We start from the raw sequence: 16,905 nt of genomic DNA, 5'->3' as shown, positions 1-16,905 counted from the left end.
CACTGCTTCTATTCTGGATTCTGGCTCCTGACTTCTGACTCCTGAGCAGTTGCGAAGGTAATGGGTAATGGGAATATATAAACGTCTCTTAAGTTTTGCGAAACCTCATATAGGGAGGTTCATCGCTGCCATGTTTTGCATGCTCATGGTCGGCGCCCTGACCTCCTCCCTTGCCTTTCTCGTCAAACCGGCGCTGGATGATATCTTCTTGAAGAAAAACGCCGGGGCGCTGAAGTGGATTCCCCTTGCCATTATAGGCATATATCTGTTGAAAGGGGCATGCACTTACGGACAAACGGTTTTAATGAATTATATCGGCCAGCGCATCGTGGCGGACTTGAGAAACAAAGTATACGGGCAAATACAGATGCAGCCCCTTTCTTTCTTTACCAAAAATCCCACCGGTGTACTCATGTCGCGGATCACCAATGATGTCGGTTATATCCAGGGGGCGGTCTCCGAGGCGGTGACCAGCCTCCTGAAAGACTCCTTCACCCTGGTCTGTCTTATATTCGTCGTTTTTTACCGGGACTGGCAGCTCGCCATCATCTCCCTGGTCATCTTTCCCCTGACCATCTACCCCATCGCCAAGTTTGGGAAAAAGATGAGAAAACTGGCCACCCGCACCCAGGTAACGATCGGAAGTCTCACCACCCTCCTCCAGGAAACGATATCGGGCATGCGCATCGTCAAGGCCTTTGTCCGGGAAGACTATGAGAATAAAAGGTTTGCCGGGGAAAATGAGAACCTCTTTAAGCTTGCTCTAAAGTCTGTATCTATCGGCGCCATATCCAGTCCCTTCATGGAATTCTTAGGGGGTGTGGGAATTGCCGCTATCATATTTTACGGAGGCTACCAGGTGATCAGTGGTAACTCCACACCGGGCACATTCTTCTCTTTTCTTTCCGCTCTCATTATGCTCTACGAACCGATCAAAAGGCTGACCAATGTCAACAATACCATCCAGCAGGGGATTGCTGGCGCCCAACGGGTTTTCAGCATTATTGATACGACTCCCGAGATCAGGAACAAAGCCGATGCCTCCCCCCTGCCAAATGTTTCCCGGCACATCATTATCGAGGATGTCACCTTCTGTTACGAAGAGACACCGGTCTTGAAAAATATCAATCTTACGATCAATGCCGGTGAGGTTATTGCCTTTGTCGGTATGAGCGGCGGGGGAAAGACCACCCTCGTAAATCTTGTCCCCCGTTTTTACGACGTGACAACGGGAAGGATTATGATAGACGGCCATGATATCCGTGATGTTACCATAGAATCCCTCCGAGGCCAGATCGGCATCGTCACCCAGCAGACGATCCTCTTCAATGACACGGTGAGAAACAACATCGCCTATGGGGACCTCGAAAAAACCGAAGAAGATATCATCCGGGCGGCAAAGGCGGCTAACGCCCATGACTTCATTATAAACCTGCCGCAGGGGTACGACACGGTCATCGGTGAACAGGGAGTGAAACTCTCCGGTGGAGAAAGACAGAGGATCTCCATCGCCAGGGCCCTCCTCAAGGATGCCCCTATCCTGATCCTCGATGAGGCAACGTCTTCCCTCGATACGGAAGCGGAAATCGAGGTTCAGGAGGCCCTCGATACCCTCATGAAGGGCAGAACGACACTGATCATCGCCCATCGCCTCTCAACGATTCGTCACGCCGACAGGATTATCGTCATTACGAACGGGGAAATTGTCGAAGAGGGAACCCACGAATCCCTCCTTGAAAAAAAGGGGGAATACTTCAAATTCTATAATATGCAGTTCAAAGACAACAACAGAAATGGAAAGGAGAAAGCCCCCTAAGGGGAACCTTCCATAGCAACAGGCAAAGATAGAAATGGTAAAACTAAAAAATACATGGAGAAATATATGGAATGATGACGGAAGCACGCGCAGGCTGAACCCTTTTATTCTTTTTCTCTTTTTTCTCTCCCTCCTGTACCGGCAGACAATCAAGCTGCGGGACCGTCTCTACGATACCGGGGTGTTCAAAGAGAGAAGGCTTCCCGGCAAAGTAATCAGCGTCGGAAACATCACCGTAGGCGGGACGGGGAAAACCACGATGGTAATTATGCTTACTAATATGCTGAAGAAGCATGGGTATCGCCCTGCTATTCTCTCTAGGGGATATGGTGGGAAGAAAAAAACTCCCGTGAATGTTGTCTCCAACGGCGCCCATCTCCTGATGGGGTACGTGGAAGCAGGGGATGAGCCGGTATTGTTGGCAAAATCTGTCAGGGGAGTACCGGTTCTTACCGGTCCCAAAAGAACCCTGACGGGAAGATTCGCCAGGGAAGCCCTGGGAGCTGATATCCTGATCCTCGATGACGGCTTCCAGCATCACAGTCTCTTCAGAGATATAGACATCGTGCTCCTGGACGCGGCAAGGCCTTTCGGAAACGGCCGCCTCCTGCCGAGGGGACCTCTCCGTGAATCCACGGAAGCCTTAAAGAGGGCGGATATCATCGTATGGACCGGAGGCGATAATGGCCGTGAAGAGGAGTGTGGTTTCGGCAACACACCTCAATGGCCATTGCATCTTAGCTGCCCGGAATGTGATTCTGCGCCTGTTTTCCGGGGATACCACAGGCCGAAATACCTGATCCAGGCAGCCATGGGTAAGACTTATCCTCCCGAATATCTGAACGGTAAAAAGGTATGCGCCTTTGCCGGAATAGGTTCCCCGGAATCCTTCAGGAAAACGCTGGAATCTCTCGGCGGCAGGGTAGTCGCCTTTATCCCCTTTCCCGATCATCACCGCTATCACAGAAAGGACATCACCGTGATTCGTGGGACAGCCGCCGGCTCAACGGTGGAGACCATCGTCACCACAGAAAAAGATGGGATAAAACTGGCGGACTTCCCCTCCTTCCTGGAGGAGATTTTTCTCCTGCATGTAGAAATGGAAATCGTCCCTTCCGGGGAGGCATTTGAGACATTGATCTTAGAAAAACTCGAGCATGGAAAACTCCCTCTCCACTAATCAGCCAATAACGTTAAAGGTCAGAGGAGCGAAAAAAATCCCTCTTCATAATGTGGGAAAGATCCTTATCCGGGCAACGAACTGGATAGGTGACGTCGTGATGAATCTTCCTGCCATCGCCGCCGTGAGGAAGACTTTTCCCGGGGCAAAGTTATCTGTCCTAACAAGACCATGGGTAGCGGAGATATTTCGTATTTGTAACGATATTGATGAGATTATCCTGCTGGACAGTTCCGGTATACATGCGGGCATCACGGGGAAGCTGAAAATAACTAAGGAACTGAAGCATAAGAGATTCGATATGGCCATCCTCCTGCAAAACGCCATTGAAGCTGCCATCATTACCTGGCTGGCCGGTATTCCGATCAGGGCAGGATACAATTCCGACGGGAGGGGCCTCCTTCTGACCCACGCGGTGAAGAGGACGAAGGCCATCAGAAGAATGCACCAGATTGACTATTACCTCGAAATGGTCAAATCTCTGGGCTGCCAATCGGCGGGAAGGGATATCCACCTCAGGCCGGGGAAGGACTACCATCTCCTCTCGGAAAGATTACTCAATGAATATGGGATGACAGACAACCGTCCTCTCGTAGGTGTGGCGCCGGGCGCCACCTACGGACCGGCAAAGAGGTGGTTTCCCGAAAGATTTGCCGCCGTTGCCGACAGGTTGATTGATGACTTTTCCGCCGGTGTGATTCTCTTCGGAAGCCCCGGAGACAGGGAGAGCGCCGATGCCGTTACCGACAGGGCCAGACATACCCTGATCAACCTGGCGGGAAAGACCGAGCTGAAGGAGGCGATCGCCCTGATCGTCCGGTGCAACCTCTTTATCACCAACGATTCCGGCTTGATGCATGTCGCCGGGGCGCTGGCTATCCCCACCATCGCCATCTTCGGGTCAACAAACCCCGTTACCACTTCCCCCGTGGGTGACAATAGTATCGTCATCTACAGGGGTGTCCCTTGTAGCCCCTGCCTCAAGGAGAGATGCCCGACCGATTTCCGCTGCATGGAGCTGATAGGGGTTGACGATGTTTATGAGGCCGCCAGGACAGCAATGGGCAAGCAGTGGTGAGTAAGGGTGAAGTATGAAAAAAAATGCCGCCGTCTTCCTGGACAGGGACGGGACAATCGTCGAAGAGGTGGGATATCTGGACAGCCTGGAAAAATTAATACTCTTTCCCCATACATCTGAAGCCATCAGGACGATTAACGAAAGCGGGATGAAGGCTGTGGTGATCACCAATCAGTCCGGTGTGGCAAGAGGGTATTTCAAAGAGGATTTTGTCAGGACGGTGCACCGGCATATCGAGAAGACGCTCCGGGAAAAAGGAGCTGTCATTGACGGGTTTTACTACTGTCCTCATCACCCGACGGAGGGAAAGGGGGAATATTTAGCCTCCTGCAAATGCAGGAAACCGGAGCCGGGAATGCTTATCAGGGCCTCGGAAGATATGGATATTGATCTTGCCCGTTCTTACGTAGTGGGAGACATGATTAAAGATATCGTTCTGGCGGGCAGGGTCGGGGCAAAAGGGGTCCTGGTCAGAACGGGCTACGGGTCGGAAACGGAAAAGGAGATCATCTGCCAAAGGATCAAACCGGCCTATACCGCCGAAGATATACTCGATGCCGTCAAGTGGATCATAGAGGACCGCAAGAGGTGAATATTCTTATTGTTAAATTGAGCGCCATTGGTGACGTCGTCCATACCCTCCCCTCGCTTGCTGCGCTGCGCAAACTCTACCCTACTGCCGATATCACCTGGGTTATCGAAGAGGCCACATCAGACCTGATCAAGGAACACCCGTATCTGGACAGGGTAATCGTCTCTCACCGAAAGCGGTGGATCAGAGACCTTAAAAAAGGCCATATCGGTAAAACAATTAAAGATATCCGATCCTTCATCAAGGCGATAAGGGGACGGCCCTACGATCTGGTCATTGATTTTCATGGACTCCTGAAGAGCGCTGTTATTGTCCTTCTCAGTTCCGGCAGGAGAAAATTGGGTTACCACAGCATGCAGGAATTGAGTGGTCTGTTTCTCAACGAAAAAATCCCCGAGGATATGGGAAAACACGCCGTTTTTCGCTACCTCGACTTTCTCCGCTACCTGGGCGCAGATATGGGGGAACCAGAATTCCTGATCCCCATCCAAAAGGAAAACAGAGAAAGAGTGGAAGAGCTCTTAAAAACGAATCATATTGACAGAAAAGATGGTTTTGTGGTAGTAAACCCAATCGCTTTCTGGGAAACAAAGCTCTGGGAAGAAGAAAAATTTGCCCGGTTATGTGATCTGATCACGGAAGAATTGAAGGTCAGAGTCATCTTCACGGGAAGTGAGTGCGAGAAGATCCATCGCCTTCAATCCCTGATGACCCTTCCCTCTATTAATTTGGGAGGCAGGACGACCCTTCGGGATCTTGCCTATCTCTACCAGTTAGCCGCGCTTCTGGTCACGACCGACTCAGGTCCCATGCATATCGCAGCGGCAGTAGGAACACCGGTTGTTGCCCTTTTCGGGCCTACCGATCCTTCCCGGACAGGACCTTTTGGACAGGGACATACGGTGATTCAAAAAGGACTACCGTGCAGCCCGTGTTTCTTAAAGAAGTGCGCCACGAAAAAATGCATGTATGAAATCACCGCCGAAGATGTCTTTCATGAGGTGAAGGAAAAATTTTCTACCCACAGAAAGGAGAAGGTAAATTGAAGCCACGCCATTTCATCCGCCCTTTTTTTTTCTTAGTTCTCATCCTTTTCCATGGCTTAGCCTATGGAGGTGAAGAATCATCTGCTAGGCCTTCTATTAAGGACAGGTTACTGACCGAATCGGCCTTCATCACCGGTTTTGGAACGAGCGAAATTAACGAGGGTCACTATCAACCTGTTCTACTCATCTGGCATCTCGGTATAGACCTGAAAAAATATTTCCCAAAAATGAAAGACTGGAAGGGAAGTCTTTCTGGTTATCTTGAACCCCAGTTTAATCCCGTCACAGACCCCGAGACGGACTTCGAGTTTGGCATCGGTCTGGGTGTTCAGTACACACACCCCCTCACGGACAAGTTGTCCGCCTACATATCAGGGAGTGTTGGACCACATTACATTTCCGTAGTTACAAGAGATCAGGCCAATGGATTTATCTTTTCCAATGCCATCGGGGCGGGCCTGTATTTCTTCCTCACAAAAAATTCGGCCATCAATCTTGGCTACCGTCTGCGGCATATCTCGAATGCAACTCTTGCAAAACCAAACCGGGGTATTGATACCCAATTTGGCGTCATCGGTTACGCGGTATTTTTTTGATAAACGTATCTAAAGAGAGGGACCATACGAACAGGGGAAAAAGGGAGGCAAACATGGCTATCAGTAAAGAACTGCTGGATATTTTGGCATGCCCCAGATGCAAGGGGGAGATCTACCTTAATGAAACGGAAGATGGTCTGATCTGCGACCAGTGCAAGCTCTTATATGAGATCAAAGACGGTATCCCTATCATGCTGATCGAGGAGGCAAAAAATATAGAATGATAACTGTCCCGTTATCAGCGCTTGACAATACGTGCTAATTTATTAAAATAGCAACACAAAGGAATACCTAAAGATGCTAAAAAGGAGGAGTTAAGATGCCCACTTATGATTATCGGTGTGAAAAATGTCAGCATAAATTTTCATTGATACAGAGCATCTCCGAACACGACAAAACTAAAGTCAGCTGTCCTAAATGCAAAAACAAGAAGGTCAAGCAGCTTATCTCTATATTTACGGCTAAGACCAGCCGTAAAAGTTAGCGGCTGAAGCCCTCATGCCTTTTCGGGACACAGCGAAGCTCTAAAATTGGCTCCATTTCCGGGTCAAATAATGTTCAAATTCGGGGGGAGATTGTCTTTGTGGCCTAAGCATTTCAAATATATAAAGAAAAATTTTTTGTACTCCTTCGGGTTGTTTCTGCTCGTCCTCCATCTTTTTCCAACCACTGATGGAAATGCCGAGGCCCTTCGATTGACAATAATCCACACCGGCAATCTAACTGGACACATCTTTCCCTGTCCTATCTGAGGAAACAAAGAACTGGGTGGTCTCGCCCGGCGGATAATATTTATAGAAAAAATAAGAACCGATGGAGAGCCGGTTCTGGTCGTTGATGCGGGACACCTTTTTTTCGATACTGGAACAGGAGCGGACCCTAAGCAGGCTCTTACCGTAGCCTGACTGATCAGCCGTGCCTACAGGCGGATGGGAGTTGTTGCCATCAATGTGGGAGATAGAGACCTGCTCCATGGAATAGATTTCCTGCAGCAGGAAGCATCCCATGGCCTTCCTCTGATCTCGGCCAACCTGATAGACCCATCAAGTAAGGTATCGTTCTTTCCACCGTACATCATCAAAAAGGTCGGTAATATCAGGGTTGCCTTTTTCGGACTCCTTTCACCAAACCTGGAACCGGCCATGCAAAAAGCTACCGGAGGAAGGATCCTGGTGAAAGATCCCAACGACCTTGATGCCCGTCTTCAAGCCCTCAAGCAGGCACGGAATGCCCCGCAAAACCAGGACTTAAAGCGTATCACTCAAGAAATCAATGAACAGAAGGCTCAACTCCAGAAGGAGCTTCAGCGTTCCGGGGCGTCCTCTTCCGGAGGCAACCGTTTTCTCTGGACGATGGTACTTCTGGACACATCGTTTACAGAGGACAGCGAGGTTGCAGAATGGATCCGCCAGTCCGGTATAAGGGAAGACAAGGTCTCAAAATAAAAAGGCAAGAACACTTTGAGAGACTTGGTTTACCTCAAGAACTAAAAAATCAAGCCAATTTTCTTAAGATCTATCTGGTACCCCCGGGGCGATTCGAACGCCCGGCACACGGATTAGGAATCCGTTGCTCTATCCTACTGAGCTACGGGGGCAATGGTTATTCCGGTCAAAACACGCATAATCTAACACGATTATAAACGTGTGTCAACACATTCGCTACAGAGACAGTAAAAGCCCCCCTTCTTCAGACCTGATGTATCTTAATTTCTGGTAGCTCCACACATGTCAGTTTTCCACCATAAACAGCCCCCGTATCAATTCCTATCTTGTTTGTATCCACCAATGGGGCGGAAAGGGGTGTATGGCCGAAGACCACGAGCTTTCCAAAATCATAGTCAGAAGCTATAAACTCATTCCTTATCCATAAAATATCGTCTCTGTCCTGCTGTGCGAGAGGAATGCCAGGCCTCAAACCGGCATGGACAAAGATGTAATCATCTGTCTCATAGTACGGATAAAGGGTGGTGAAGAATTGCATGTGGGTCTCCGGAACGTTCCTCTTCTCACCATCCCCTCGCCCGATAAGACCGTACGACAAAATAGTACTCATCCCACCGTTGATCAGAAAGAGGTCCTTATTCATGTCGTCAAGATAGTCGAGGAACAACTGCTCATGATTTCCCATCAGACAAATGACGTCGTTAATGGTCCTCTTGATATGGAGGATCAGATCAACAACCCCCCGGACATCGGGGCCCCTGTCAATATAATCTCCCACAAAGACAAGTGTATCATCCACCGGATCGATCTCGATCAGGGTCATCATCTCCTTCAGCTTGAAGAGGCAGCCATGGATATCACCAATGGCAAATATCTTTCCCATATCTTGTTATCGTCGGGTTACCTTTGTTTGTTTGTATGGTCACCCCTCATCACCCGAACCTCCAGTCCTCAATTTTCCCCGAAAATGGCATTGACAAATTCTTTACTATCAAACCTTCTCAAATCATCCAGACCTTCACCGATACCGATATACCGTATCGGGATGTTGAATTCCCTGGCAATCCTGATGATTACCCCCCCCTTCGCCGTCCCGTCCAGTTTGGTCAGGACGATTCCTGTCACACCAATATCCTCGTTGAACATCTTCGCCTGGGTAATGGCATTCTGGCCGGTCGTGGCATCAAGGACAAGGAGGATCTCATGCGGGGCACCGGGAAGCTCCCTTCCCATGATGCGCTTCATCTTCTTCAGCTCCTCCATCAGATTAACCTTAGTGTGAAGCCTGCCTGCCGTATCAACGATGACTGTATCTATTTTGTTAGATTTTGCCATATGCAGGGCATCAAAAACAACGGCGGAAGGGTCTGAACCGGTCTTCTGTTTAACCAGGGGAACTCCCACCCTCTGGCTCCATATCTCAAGCTGCTCGATTGCCGCAGCCCTGAAAGTATCAGCCGCAGCTAACAAGACGGACCTCCCTTCCTCTTGAAAACTATACGCCATCTTTCCGACGGTGGTGGTCTTACCGGTTCCATTGACCCCCACCACCATAATGGTAAAGAGCTCATTCCGGGGGATAAGCAGGGGGGATTCGTTTTTCCTCAGGATGTCCATCATGTAATCCCTTAAGATACTTCTCAGCAGTTCCGGACTCTTAAGTTCCCTTCTCTTGACCCGCTCTTTCATTTTTTCTATCAGATCATAGGTAAAGGCCGGCCCCACATCAGCCGTTATCAGCGCCTCTTCCAGTTCTTCAAAGAGTTTCTGATCAATAACCTTTCCCCCAAAGATAATGCCATCAATGTTTTTGACAAGGATCTCCCTCGTTTTGGCGAGTCCTGTTTTCAGCTTCTCAAAAAAACTCCTCCCTTCCATGCCCATTTCCAAATCCTTCCCTTCCATTATCAGACATCAGGAATTATTCAGTTGCCCGGTATTGGCTGATGCCTGACAGCTTTCAGCGATATTGTCGCATTTTCTCTATAACCATTTTTATCAGGAGTTGTAAAGGGTAGAATTATCCTGGGGAAGGATTAGTTGAGATTTACAGAAACCACGGTGGAAATACCTTGCCTGGCCATCGTAACGCCGTACAGGTTCTCGGCGACCTCCATGGTCCTCTTGTTATGGGTAACCAGGATAATCTGGGAATTCGCAGAAAAAAGTGGTATAAGAAGTAACGATCATAGATGGTAAGACGAGACCGCCAGAGTTTATCCCGGCGATCCCCCGGGAAAAAGTGAGAGGAGATGACAGGGTGGACGAGGAAAAATGGGAAATTGTCCATACGGCGTCGGGTATGACCAATGCGTACATCATCATGGGAAGGTTAAAGACGGAAGGTATCCCCACCCGATTGAAATATGACGTAGCAGGGACAATTTATGCAGTCACGATTGATGGCCTGGGTGGAGTGGAGATTCTGGTTCCTGCCGCTTGTCTCGAGAAGGCCAGGGAGGTGCTGTCTCAATCTTACGAAGATGAAAATATGGACTGGAAAAACCCGGTAACCCCTTAGAATATCCCATCCAGAGCGGTACCGCATTGGGGGCAGTTTGATCCCTGGAGACGAATCTTTTCAATATAGAAGCCGTAGCGGTCTATGAGAAGTTCCCCACAATGGGGACATACCGTATCCTCCCCCTCATCCCCCGGCACATTGCCAACATAAACATACTTAAGTCCGCACGCCTTGCCGATGCGCGCGGCCTGGTGTATCGTCTCAACAGGCGTGAGAGGTAATGTATTCATTTTATATTGTGGATGAAAACGACTGATATGCCAAGGGGTCTCCGCCCCGATTGAATAAATGAATTCGGCAATCTGCCGGAGTTCCTCTTCGCTGTCATTTAAACCGGGGATGAGAAGGGTGGTCACCTCCACCCAGATACCCAGACTCTTCATCTTCCTTAAGCTGGTAAGAACCGGTGTCAGACGTGCCCCGCACCTTTTTTTATAAAAATCATCCTGGAAAGACTTCATATCCACATTGGCCGCATCCAGATAGGGTGCAATAACCTCCAGGGTCTCTTCGGTCATGAAACCGTTGGTCACAAAGACATTCTTTAATCCCCTTTCATGGGCAATGCGGGCAATATCATAGGCAAATTCAAAAAAAACGGTAGGCTCCGTGTAGGTGTAGGCAATAGTCCTCGATCCCGTCCTCACAGCCCTTTCCACAACATCTACAGGGGAGGTCTCCCGTCCCGCAATGTTTCCCGTCTCCCGGGGTATCTGCGAGATATCGTGGTTCTGACAGAAGGAACAACGGAAATTACACCCCACCGTGGCGATGGAAAATGATCTTGATCCCGGCCAGAGATGAAAAAGAGGTTTCTTTTCTATGGGATCAACATTCTCCGCAACGATCATCCCATAGACCAGAGTGTAAAGTATCCCTTCCCTGTTTTCCCGCACCCCGCATATACCACGCTTCGAAGGGACGATCCTGCACCTGTGACTGCAGAGATGGCATTTCACCTTGCCGTCATCCATCTTTTCATATAGCATAGCTTCTCGCATCATTCCTTCATTTCCTTTACAATTCCCCGCGCCGGATATCTACTTTCTGCCTTTATCTTAAAGGGTTTCCTGATGATATCCTGGACCGTCCTGTACATAAAGGTGACGGGAAACGACAGACCGACAAAGGCACCGAAGGGATTTTTCATTACCGGGATAGATTCTTCCATGACTCTGGCAAACTTATAGCAGCCGTAGGGCAGAAAAATAACACTTCCCCACTTGATATGGACACCACGGAGCTGATTCCTCACCATAGTAGTCAATTCAGCAATATGAAAAAAGCGGGCACTGTGATACACAGATGGGCCGAACAACTTTAACCTCCGCTGGGCACCGAGGAGAGAGTATTTGTTCAGGACGCCGAGAAAGACCCGGTCCCGTGACACCCTGATGGCCTCTGATATCGCCTTTTCGGGATCATCGGCAAACTCGAGAGAGGTAATCAAAGTTACGATATCGAATTCATTATCGGAAAAGGGGAGATCCTCGGCCTTCCCCTTATGGAAGTCTGCTCGATTGCCGAGTTTTTGCTTGGCTACTTCAAGCATAAATGGTGACGGTTCGATCCCCGTCACATCACAACCTTTTTCCCGGAAGAGGAGCAGATGCTCACCTGTACCGCAGCCCACGTCAAGAAGCCTCTCGCCGTCCCTCGGCACGGTGAGAGCAAGGATCAGTTCCTTTTCCCTCCCATCAATATAACACCCGATGGGTGTCTGAAGCCAGTCATCGTAAGACCTGGCTATCTCCTCACTAAAAATCATCTCTTCCCCCCTCTCGCCGCTCCTCATCCACCTATGGAAGACATCTCTCGCATGCATTTTTTGATGTGGTTTTCATTACAGGCCATACTGTATTGTACCGGTTTTCCGGCAATTACCCTTTTTATAAGCCCTTCTAACTCCACATCAGAACATCCGTCCTGCAGCGGACCCTTCAGGTCTACCTCTTCATCTGAAAGTAGACACGCCCGCAGATGACCATCCGCGGTGAGACGGAGCCGGTTACACGATAGACAGAACTGGCGGCTTACCGGACTTATGAAACCAATCTCTCCCACACCACCTGTAATCCTGTACATCCGTGCAGGGCCACTGAGCGGCAATCCCTGACCTCCGACCTCTGGCTCCTGATTGCCATTGACAGGTTCGAGCCGGTAAAGCCTGTTGATTCTCTCCCTAATGATATCGTTGGATAGATATCTGCCGTTATTCTCCATGCCTGCCTCACCTATCGGCATCAACTCAATGAACCTGATCTGATACGGCTTATAGAGGGTCAGTCTTGCAAAATCCAGCACTTCATCGTCATTAAATCCTTTTATGGCCACAGTATTGATCTTGATAGGCAAAAAACCGACCCTGTATACTTCATCAATACCCCGAAGAACTGCGTCCAGATCACCTCCTCTGGTAATACGGGTGTATTTGCTGGCATTCAAAGAATCGAGACTTATATTGATCCGTTTCATACCGGCATTAAAGAGCCTCTCTGCAAATGCCTCAAGGAGGATACCGTTCGTCGTCAGGCTAATGTCATCAATACCTTTTATCGTCTTCAGGGAGGCAATGAAATCTACAATGCTACGCCTGACGAGGGGCTCACCACCGGTCACCCTGACCTTGACAACCCCCATCTTCACAGCCACTCTGATGACCCTTAGTATTTCTTCATATCGGAGGATATCATCATGTCCCAACAGAGATCGCCCCTCCCTGGGGGTACAGTAAACGCAACGAAGGTTGCACCTGTCTGTGACCGATATCCTCAGGTAATTAATATCCCTATCGTATTTATCAAGCATACGCCCCGTGATACACTCCATTTGCCGGCATGGTTAACAACTCAATGGTTTAATTTTTAACACAATTCAGAAAACTTCGCAAGAAAGGGATAACACAGCCTTGACAAATCACCCTTGACACCGGTAAATTTCTCCATTAAAAATTACGGACGGTAATATGGCTACGATTGAGCACCGAGAGGGTTGCCAGTCTGTCATGTGAAGCCGTGATTGGAGGGGGAGAAGGTGTATGGAGAAGATACCTATTACAAAAGCGGGGTTTGAAAAATTAAAGAGAGAATTGGAATATCTGAAGACAGTTTCAATACCTGAAAATATAAGAGATATTGAGGAAGCCAGAGCCCACGGAGATATATCGGAAAATGCAGAATATGCGGCGGCCAAGGAAAGGCAGGCTTTCATTCAGGGCAAGGTGCAGGAGATGGAAAATAATCTTGCCCTGTCAAACATCATTGACTTAAAGGGTCTCAACAATGACAGGGTCGTCTTTGGCTCATTGGTTGTCATTGAAGATGTCGCCACAGGAAATGACATAAAATATCAACTGGTTGGTCCCCTTGAATCTGATGTTAGTGAAAATAAAATTTCTGTAACCTCTCCCATAGGAAAGGCGCTGATCGGTAAGAGCATCGGTGATAATATCAAGGTCAAAACACCGGGAGGCATCAGAGAATTTGAGGTTGTAGATATCCTACGTGAAGAAGAAAACTGATCTGCCGCCGCGCGGGCGGGTTGGTGCGGGAAGCTTTAACTGAAGGCCGGTCAAAATTACCTCTGGAGTACTCCTGCCGCATCCCGGGCAAAATAGGTGATGATGATATCCGCCCCGGCCCTTTTTATAGAGGTCAGGACCTCCATCATTGCCCTCTCCCCATCAATCCAGCCAGAAGCGGCAGCCGCTTTGATCATGGCAAACTCCCCGCTGACATTATAGGCGGCAAGGGGTAAGTCGAATTCCTCCCGCGCCCGACGGATAATATCAAGATACGGGAGGGCGGGCTTTACCATAATAATATCGGCACCCTCTTCCACGTCGAGGGTCATCTCCCGGATCGCCTCATCACTGTTGGCTGCATCCATCTGATAGGACCTTCTGTCGCCAAACTGCGGGGTACTTTCGGCGGCCTCACGGAAAGGCCCATAAAAACAGGAGGCGTATTTGGCTGAGTAGGCCATGATCGGCAGATCTTCATATCCTGCCTCATCGAGGGTCTCCCGAATAGCGCTCACCTGGCCATCCATCATGGCCGAAGGGGCAACCATATCAGCGCCTGCCCTGGCGTGAGAGATGGCGGTTTCTGCAAGGACCTCAAGGGTAGTGTCATTATCTATATCCCCCTTCTTGATCATCCCGCAATGACCATGGCTGGTGTATTCACAGAGGCAAACATCGGTAATTACCAGGATATCGGAAACCCCGTTCTTGATCTTCCTTATCGCCTGCTGAACGATCCCATCTTTAGCGAAGGCGCCCGATGCTACTTCATCCTTCTTCTCAGGAATGCCGAAAAGGAGCACCGCCGGTATACCCATCTCTTTTGTCTTCTGCACTTCCTTGACTATATGATCGCAGGACATCTGGAAATGACCGGGCATAGAAGCAATCGGCTTTTTGATTCCCCTGCCGGGGACCACAAAGAGGGGATAGACCAGATCATCCACAGACAGATTGGTTTCTCTGATCATCCTCCGGAAATTTTCATTCTTTCTCAATCGCCTTGGCCGATAACTCGGGAAATACATCGTCTCCTCCTTAAACTTTAATCTCATCATCGGTAAGATAACAAGCAGGATCGGGGGCCCATATATCACCGGTAGCCGCTTCTGCCCTGGCCCGAAAATTACCCCCACAGATTGCGAGCCAGCGGCAGGTGGCGCATCTTCCCTTCAGATGATGTTTTTTATCTTTCAGCTTCGCCATCAGTTCATTTGAGGTATCCATCCAGATCTCGCCAAAGGGACGCTGCCTTACATTACCAAAGGATAAGCCTCTCCAGAACTGATCCGCATGGACCTCACCATCCCAGCTCACACAACCGATACCGTGGCCGGAACTGTTTCCCCCATTCATCAGCAAGAGTTCCATGACCTCCGCCGCTCTGCGGGGGTCCTCCCTCAGGAGGCGCAGATAGAGATAAGGTCCGTCGGCATGGTTGTCCACGGTCAGGACCTCCCGTGGTGTTGACCGGATAAAAAGGTCACGGGTCCTGTCCATGATGAGGTCTAGGGCTGCCCGTGTTTCTTCGTGGGACAGGTCTTCCTCCATCAGCTTCGATCCGCGGCCCGCATAGACGAAATGATAGAAACATACCCGCGGGATGTCTTCCTTTTCAAGGAGATCAAAAATAGCCGGAATATCTCCTGCATTTTTCTTGTTCATCGTAAAGCGGATGCCTACCTTGATCCCCGCATCCCGGCAGATACTAATCCCCTTCATCGTCGTGTCAAAGGCCCCCTTGACCCCCCGGAACCGGTCATGGGTCTCTTTGACGCCATCGAGGCTGACCCCGACATAGGACAGACCGATCTCTCTGAATACTTCCGCTTTTTCCTTAGTAATCAAGGTGCCGTTGGTGGAGATCACGGCCCGCATCCCCTGATCCACGGCAAACCGGGCCAATTCAGGAAGATCTTCCCGCATCAGGGGTTCGCCACCGGAAAAGAGGATCACCGGGCAGCCGAAGGCAGCCAAATCGGTAATTAACTTTTTCCCCTCATCTGTTGTTAATTCATCGGCATAATGAATATTCTGTGAACTGGAGTAACAATGGATGCACTTCAGATTGCACCGTCTGGTCGTGTTCCAAACAACCACGGGTTTTTTGTCCGCCGAAAACTGGAGGAGATGAGAGGGAAGTTTTCCCGATTCCCTACCGTAGCGAAGGACATCAGCGGCCTCTACCGCTCCACAGTACAATTTTGAAATACCGATCATATATTTTTCCTGCAACCAATTTTATTCAGGATTTATATAACATGAAAAGGAGTTAAGCAACATCCGGCGCACGATCGAGAAACTGGGTCATGGCCACCTCCAGTTCCCGGTTGCAGGGAACGAGGTTGAACAACGTATGTTCGGCGGGGACGGCGGGGTGATGAACAGAGTGCGTCACCTGAAAGGGCTTCCATGTTGTAACGCCTGGCATCACCGGGAGGCCGGCTTTATGGCCGATCCGGTGGATGCCGTGGTTATGCAATAAGTCTCATTTTCGATGACCAGATGCACTCCTCTTTGTCGGAATTATCTCGATCAGCGATCTAAGCGCCTTATTGACCGCTTCGGAAGTGGGGAAGTACTTTCGCACGTCCGGCTCCACCATAACCGCACCGTCTTCAAGCTTGAAGTATTGTATCGTGTCGGTGCCGTCTTCTTTGTGAACGATGACCTTATGGCCCTCGCGGTATGCTTTGTAGTACTTGCCTCGGACCCCACCCTTCATGGTAGAAAAGTCGTATTCCGGTCTCATGTCTTCTACAGTTGTTGGCTCTTCGGTCTTAGCCTTCTTCATAGTCTCTCCTTTCACGCACTGTTGCTTTGCGGCAACTTATGATACGTATTTTACCCTGTCTCTCCGTATGAATCAAAACGAGAACCCGGTCTTTAGCGGACACACCGATGTTGACATAGCGCTCCTCCGTTTCAGAATTGTCGACATCTGGATAGGTAAGCAGAAAAGGGTCATTGAAGACCGTTTTCCCTTCATCGAAGGGCACCTTGTGTTTCATGAGGTTCTCTTTTGCCTTAACTTCATCCCATTCAAATGTCAGTTTCATCCAACCTTCCTGATTTCAGTTTCCTTATCATTTCAATGCATAACGA

Annotated in this window: 22 protein-coding genes and 1 tRNA gene; 11 read left to right on the top strand and 12 right to left on the bottom strand. The window is 49.4% G+C overall.

All coding sequences use genetic code 11. The features are described 5' to 3' along the window. The first annotated feature begins 67 nt into the window (after positions 1-67). The 7 genes from msbA to QMD03_05515 are packed head-to-tail and all read left to right on the top strand — an operon-like array spanning position 68 to position 6,532. Positions 68-1,816 (top strand): lipid A export permease/ATP-binding protein MsbA, encoded by a 1,749-nt coding sequence (gene msbA, locus QMD03_05545; protein MDI6776694.1) that lies wholly within the window; start codon positions 68-70, stop codon positions 1,814-1,816. 34 nt (positions 1,817-1,850) lie between these two features. Further along, complete coding sequence (gene lpxK / locus QMD03_05540) at positions 1,851-2,996, top strand: tetraacyldisaccharide 4'-kinase (GenBank protein ID MDI6776693.1); 1,146 nt, start codon at positions 1,851-1,853, stop codon at positions 2,994-2,996. Further along, on the top strand, positions 2,974-4,074 hold the full coding sequence (waaF, locus tag QMD03_05535; GenBank protein MDI6776692.1) for a lipopolysaccharide heptosyltransferase II: 1,101 nt from the start codon (positions 2,974-2,976) through the stop codon (positions 4,072-4,074). The genes lpxK and waaF overlap by 23 nt, the downstream gene beginning before the upstream one ends. 13 nt (positions 4,075-4,087) lie before the next feature. Next, positions 4,088-4,666 carry an HAD family hydrolase gene (locus QMD03_05530; GenBank protein MDI6776691.1) on the top strand — a complete coding sequence of 193 codons (579 nt, stop codon included), beginning with the start codon at positions 4,088-4,090 and terminating at the stop codon, positions 4,664-4,666. After that, a complete protein-coding gene (locus tag QMD03_05525; protein ID MDI6776690.1) occupies positions 4,663-5,712 on the top strand; it encodes a glycosyltransferase family 9 protein in 1,050 nt (349 codons plus the stop codon). Before QMD03_05530 ends, QMD03_05525 begins: the two co-directional genes overlap by 4 nt. Beyond that, positions 5,709-6,308, top strand: coding sequence for an acyloxyacyl hydrolase (locus tag QMD03_05520; GenBank protein ID MDI6776689.1), 600 nt, complete (start codon positions 5,709-5,711; stop codon positions 6,306-6,308). The genes QMD03_05525 and QMD03_05520 overlap by 4 nt, the downstream gene beginning before the upstream one ends. A 53-nt stretch (positions 6,309-6,361) precedes the next feature. Beyond that, on the top strand, positions 6,362-6,532 hold the full coding sequence (locus QMD03_05515; GenBank protein MDI6776688.1) for a Trm112 family protein: 171 nt from the start codon (positions 6,362-6,364) through the stop codon (positions 6,530-6,532). 495 nt (positions 6,533-7,027) lie between these two features. On the opposite strand, the gene QMD03_05510 is transcribed toward QMD03_05515, so the two are convergent. Beyond that, complete coding sequence (locus QMD03_05510; GenBank protein ID MDI6776687.1) at positions 7,028-7,282, bottom strand: hypothetical protein; 255 nt, start codon at positions 7,280-7,282, stop codon at positions 7,028-7,030. Between QMD03_05510 and QMD03_05505 the strand changes: the two genes are divergently transcribed. Beyond that, a complete protein-coding gene (locus QMD03_05505) occupies positions 7,259-7,753 on the top strand; it encodes a hypothetical protein (GenBank protein ID MDI6776686.1) in 495 nt (164 codons plus the stop codon). The two genes, QMD03_05510 and QMD03_05505, sit on opposite strands and share 24 nt — an antisense overlap. A gap of 75 nt (positions 7,754-7,828) precedes the next feature. On the opposite strand, the gene QMD03_05500 is transcribed toward QMD03_05505, so the two are convergent. The 3 genes from QMD03_05500 to ftsY form a co-directional block, all read right to left on the bottom strand. Further along, positions 7,829-7,905, bottom strand: a tRNA-Arg gene (locus QMD03_05500). A 92-nt stretch (positions 7,906-7,997) separates the two neighbouring features. Beyond that, the gene (locus QMD03_05495; protein MDI6776685.1) at positions 7,998-8,636 is read right to left on the bottom strand and encodes a metallophosphoesterase family protein; all 639 of its coding nucleotides are present in this window, start codon (positions 8,634-8,636) and stop codon (positions 7,998-8,000) included. A 68-nt stretch (positions 8,637-8,704) separates the two neighbouring features. Beyond that, positions 8,705-9,658: a signal recognition particle-docking protein FtsY gene (gene ftsY, locus QMD03_05490; GenBank protein MDI6776684.1), complete on the bottom strand. Its 954-nt coding sequence runs from the start codon at positions 9,656-9,658 to the stop codon at positions 8,705-8,707. A 135-nt stretch (positions 9,659-9,793) separates the two neighbouring features. On the opposite strand from ftsY, the gene QMD03_05485 reads away from it, so the two are divergent. Further along, positions 9,794-9,952, top strand: coding sequence for a hypothetical protein (locus QMD03_05485; protein ID MDI6776683.1), 159 nt, complete (start codon positions 9,794-9,796; stop codon positions 9,950-9,952). A gap of 61 nt (positions 9,953-10,013) precedes the next feature. After that, positions 10,014-10,274, top strand: a complete 261-nt coding sequence (locus QMD03_05480; protein ID MDI6776682.1) for a DUF2007 domain-containing protein — start codon at positions 10,014-10,016, stop codon at positions 10,272-10,274. Here the strand turns inward: QMD03_05480 and amrS are convergent. The 3 genes from amrS to moaA are packed head-to-tail and all read right to left on the bottom strand — an operon-like array spanning position 10,271 to position 13,085. Beyond that, positions 10,271-11,281 carry an AmmeMemoRadiSam system radical SAM enzyme gene (gene amrS / locus QMD03_05475; protein ID MDI6776681.1) on the bottom strand — a complete coding sequence of 337 codons (1,011 nt, stop codon included), beginning with the start codon at positions 11,279-11,281 and terminating at the stop codon, positions 10,271-10,273. The two genes, QMD03_05480 and amrS, sit on opposite strands and share 4 nt — an antisense overlap. Further along, positions 11,278-12,045 carry a class I SAM-dependent methyltransferase gene (locus QMD03_05470; GenBank protein MDI6776680.1) on the bottom strand — a complete coding sequence of 256 codons (768 nt, stop codon included), beginning with the start codon at positions 12,043-12,045 and terminating at the stop codon, positions 11,278-11,280. Before QMD03_05470 ends, amrS begins: the two co-directional genes overlap by 4 nt. A gap of 23 nt (positions 12,046-12,068) precedes the next feature. Beyond that, positions 12,069-13,085 (bottom strand): GTP 3',8-cyclase MoaA, encoded by a 1,017-nt coding sequence (gene moaA, locus QMD03_05465; GenBank protein MDI6776679.1) that lies wholly within the window; start codon positions 13,083-13,085, stop codon positions 12,069-12,071. A 229-nt stretch (positions 13,086-13,314) separates the two neighbouring features. On the opposite strand from moaA, the gene greA reads away from it, so the two are divergent. Further along, a complete protein-coding gene (greA, locus tag QMD03_05460; GenBank protein MDI6776678.1) occupies positions 13,315-13,797 on the top strand; it encodes a transcription elongation factor GreA in 483 nt (160 codons plus the stop codon). 56 nt (positions 13,798-13,853) lie between these two features. On the opposite strand, the gene hemB is transcribed toward greA, so the two are convergent. From hemB to QMD03_05435, 5 genes are all read right to left on the bottom strand, one after another. Next, entirely contained in the window at positions 13,854-14,828 is a 975-nt protein-coding gene (gene hemB, locus QMD03_05455) for a porphobilinogen synthase (GenBank protein ID MDI6776677.1), read from the bottom strand. Between the two features lie 10 nt (positions 14,829-14,838). Next, positions 14,839-16,020, bottom strand: a complete 1,182-nt coding sequence (gene ahbC / locus QMD03_05450) for a 12,18-didecarboxysiroheme deacetylase (protein MDI6776676.1) — start codon at positions 16,018-16,020, stop codon at positions 14,839-14,841. A 52-nt stretch (positions 16,021-16,072) separates the two neighbouring features. Continuing rightward, a complete protein-coding gene (locus QMD03_05445; GenBank protein MDI6776675.1) occupies positions 16,073-16,198 on the bottom strand; it encodes a hypothetical protein in 126 nt (41 codons plus the stop codon). A gap of 90 nt (positions 16,199-16,288) precedes the next feature. After that, positions 16,289-16,594, bottom strand: coding sequence for a hypothetical protein (locus QMD03_05440; GenBank protein MDI6776674.1), 306 nt, complete (start codon positions 16,592-16,594; stop codon positions 16,289-16,291). Continuing rightward, positions 16,581-16,859 (bottom strand): BrnT family toxin, encoded by a 279-nt coding sequence (locus tag QMD03_05435; GenBank protein ID MDI6776673.1) that lies wholly within the window; start codon positions 16,857-16,859, stop codon positions 16,581-16,583. The genes QMD03_05440 and QMD03_05435 overlap by 14 nt, the downstream gene beginning before the upstream one ends. Positions 16,860-16,905 lie beyond the last annotated feature (46 nt).

The sequence above is a fragment of the Syntrophales bacterium genome, assembly GCA_030018935.1.
In the GTDB taxonomy this organism is placed as follows: domain Bacteria; phylum Desulfobacterota; class Syntrophia; order Syntrophales; family CG2-30-49-12; genus CG2-30-49-12.
Note: the sequence above shows the minus strand (reverse complement) of the source record. Positions and strands in the feature narration are given on the sequence as shown.

Coding starts and splice junctions, on each gene's coding strand:
- msbA (MDI6776694.1), top strand. CDS start 68: ATGGGAATATATAAACGTCTCTTAAGTTTTGCGAAACCTCATATAGGG.
- lpxK (MDI6776693.1), top strand. CDS start 1,851: ATGGTAAAACTAAAAAATACATGGAGAAATATATGGAATGATGACGGA.
- waaF (MDI6776692.1), top strand. CDS start 2,974: ATGGAAAACTCCCTCTCCACTAATCAGCCAATAACGTTAAAGGTCAGA.
- QMD03_05530 (MDI6776691.1), top strand. CDS start 4,088: ATGAAAAAAAATGCCGCCGTCTTCCTGGACAGGGACGGGACAATCGTC.
- QMD03_05515 (MDI6776688.1), top strand. CDS start 6,362: ATGGCTATCAGTAAAGAACTGCTGGATATTTTGGCATGCCCCAGATGC.
- QMD03_05510 (MDI6776687.1), bottom strand. CDS start 7,282: ATGGAGCAGGTCTCTATCTCCCACATTGATGGCAACAACTCCCATCCG.
- QMD03_05495 (MDI6776685.1), bottom strand. CDS start 8,636: ATGGGAAAGATATTTGCCATTGGTGATATCCATGGCTGCCTCTTCAAG.
- ftsY (MDI6776684.1), bottom strand. CDS start 9,658: ATGGAAGGGAAGGATTTGGAAATGGGCATGGAAGGGAGGAGTTTTTTT.
- amrS (MDI6776681.1), bottom strand. CDS start 11,281: ATGATGCGAGAAGCTATGCTATATGAAAAGATGGATGACGGCAAGGTG.
- QMD03_05470 (MDI6776680.1), bottom strand. CDS start 12,045: ATGATTTTTAGTGAGGAGATAGCCAGGTCTTACGATGACTGGCTTCAG.
- moaA (MDI6776679.1), bottom strand. CDS start 13,085: ATGCTTGATAAATACGATAGGGATATTAATTACCTGAGGATATCGGTC.
- greA (MDI6776678.1), top strand. CDS start 13,315: ATGGAGAAGATACCTATTACAAAAGCGGGGTTTGAAAAATTAAAGAGA.
- hemB (MDI6776677.1), bottom strand. CDS start 14,828: ATGTATTTCCCGAGTTATCGGCCAAGGCGATTGAGAAAGAATGAAAAT.
- ahbC (MDI6776676.1), bottom strand. CDS start 16,020: ATGATCGGTATTTCAAAATTGTACTGTGGAGCGGTAGAGGCCGCTGAT.
- QMD03_05440 (MDI6776674.1), bottom strand. CDS start 16,594: ATGAAGAAGGCTAAGACCGAAGAGCCAACAACTGTAGAAGACATGAGA.
- QMD03_05435 (MDI6776673.1), bottom strand. CDS start 16,859: ATGAAACTGACATTTGAATGGGATGAAGTTAAGGCAAAAGAGAACCTC.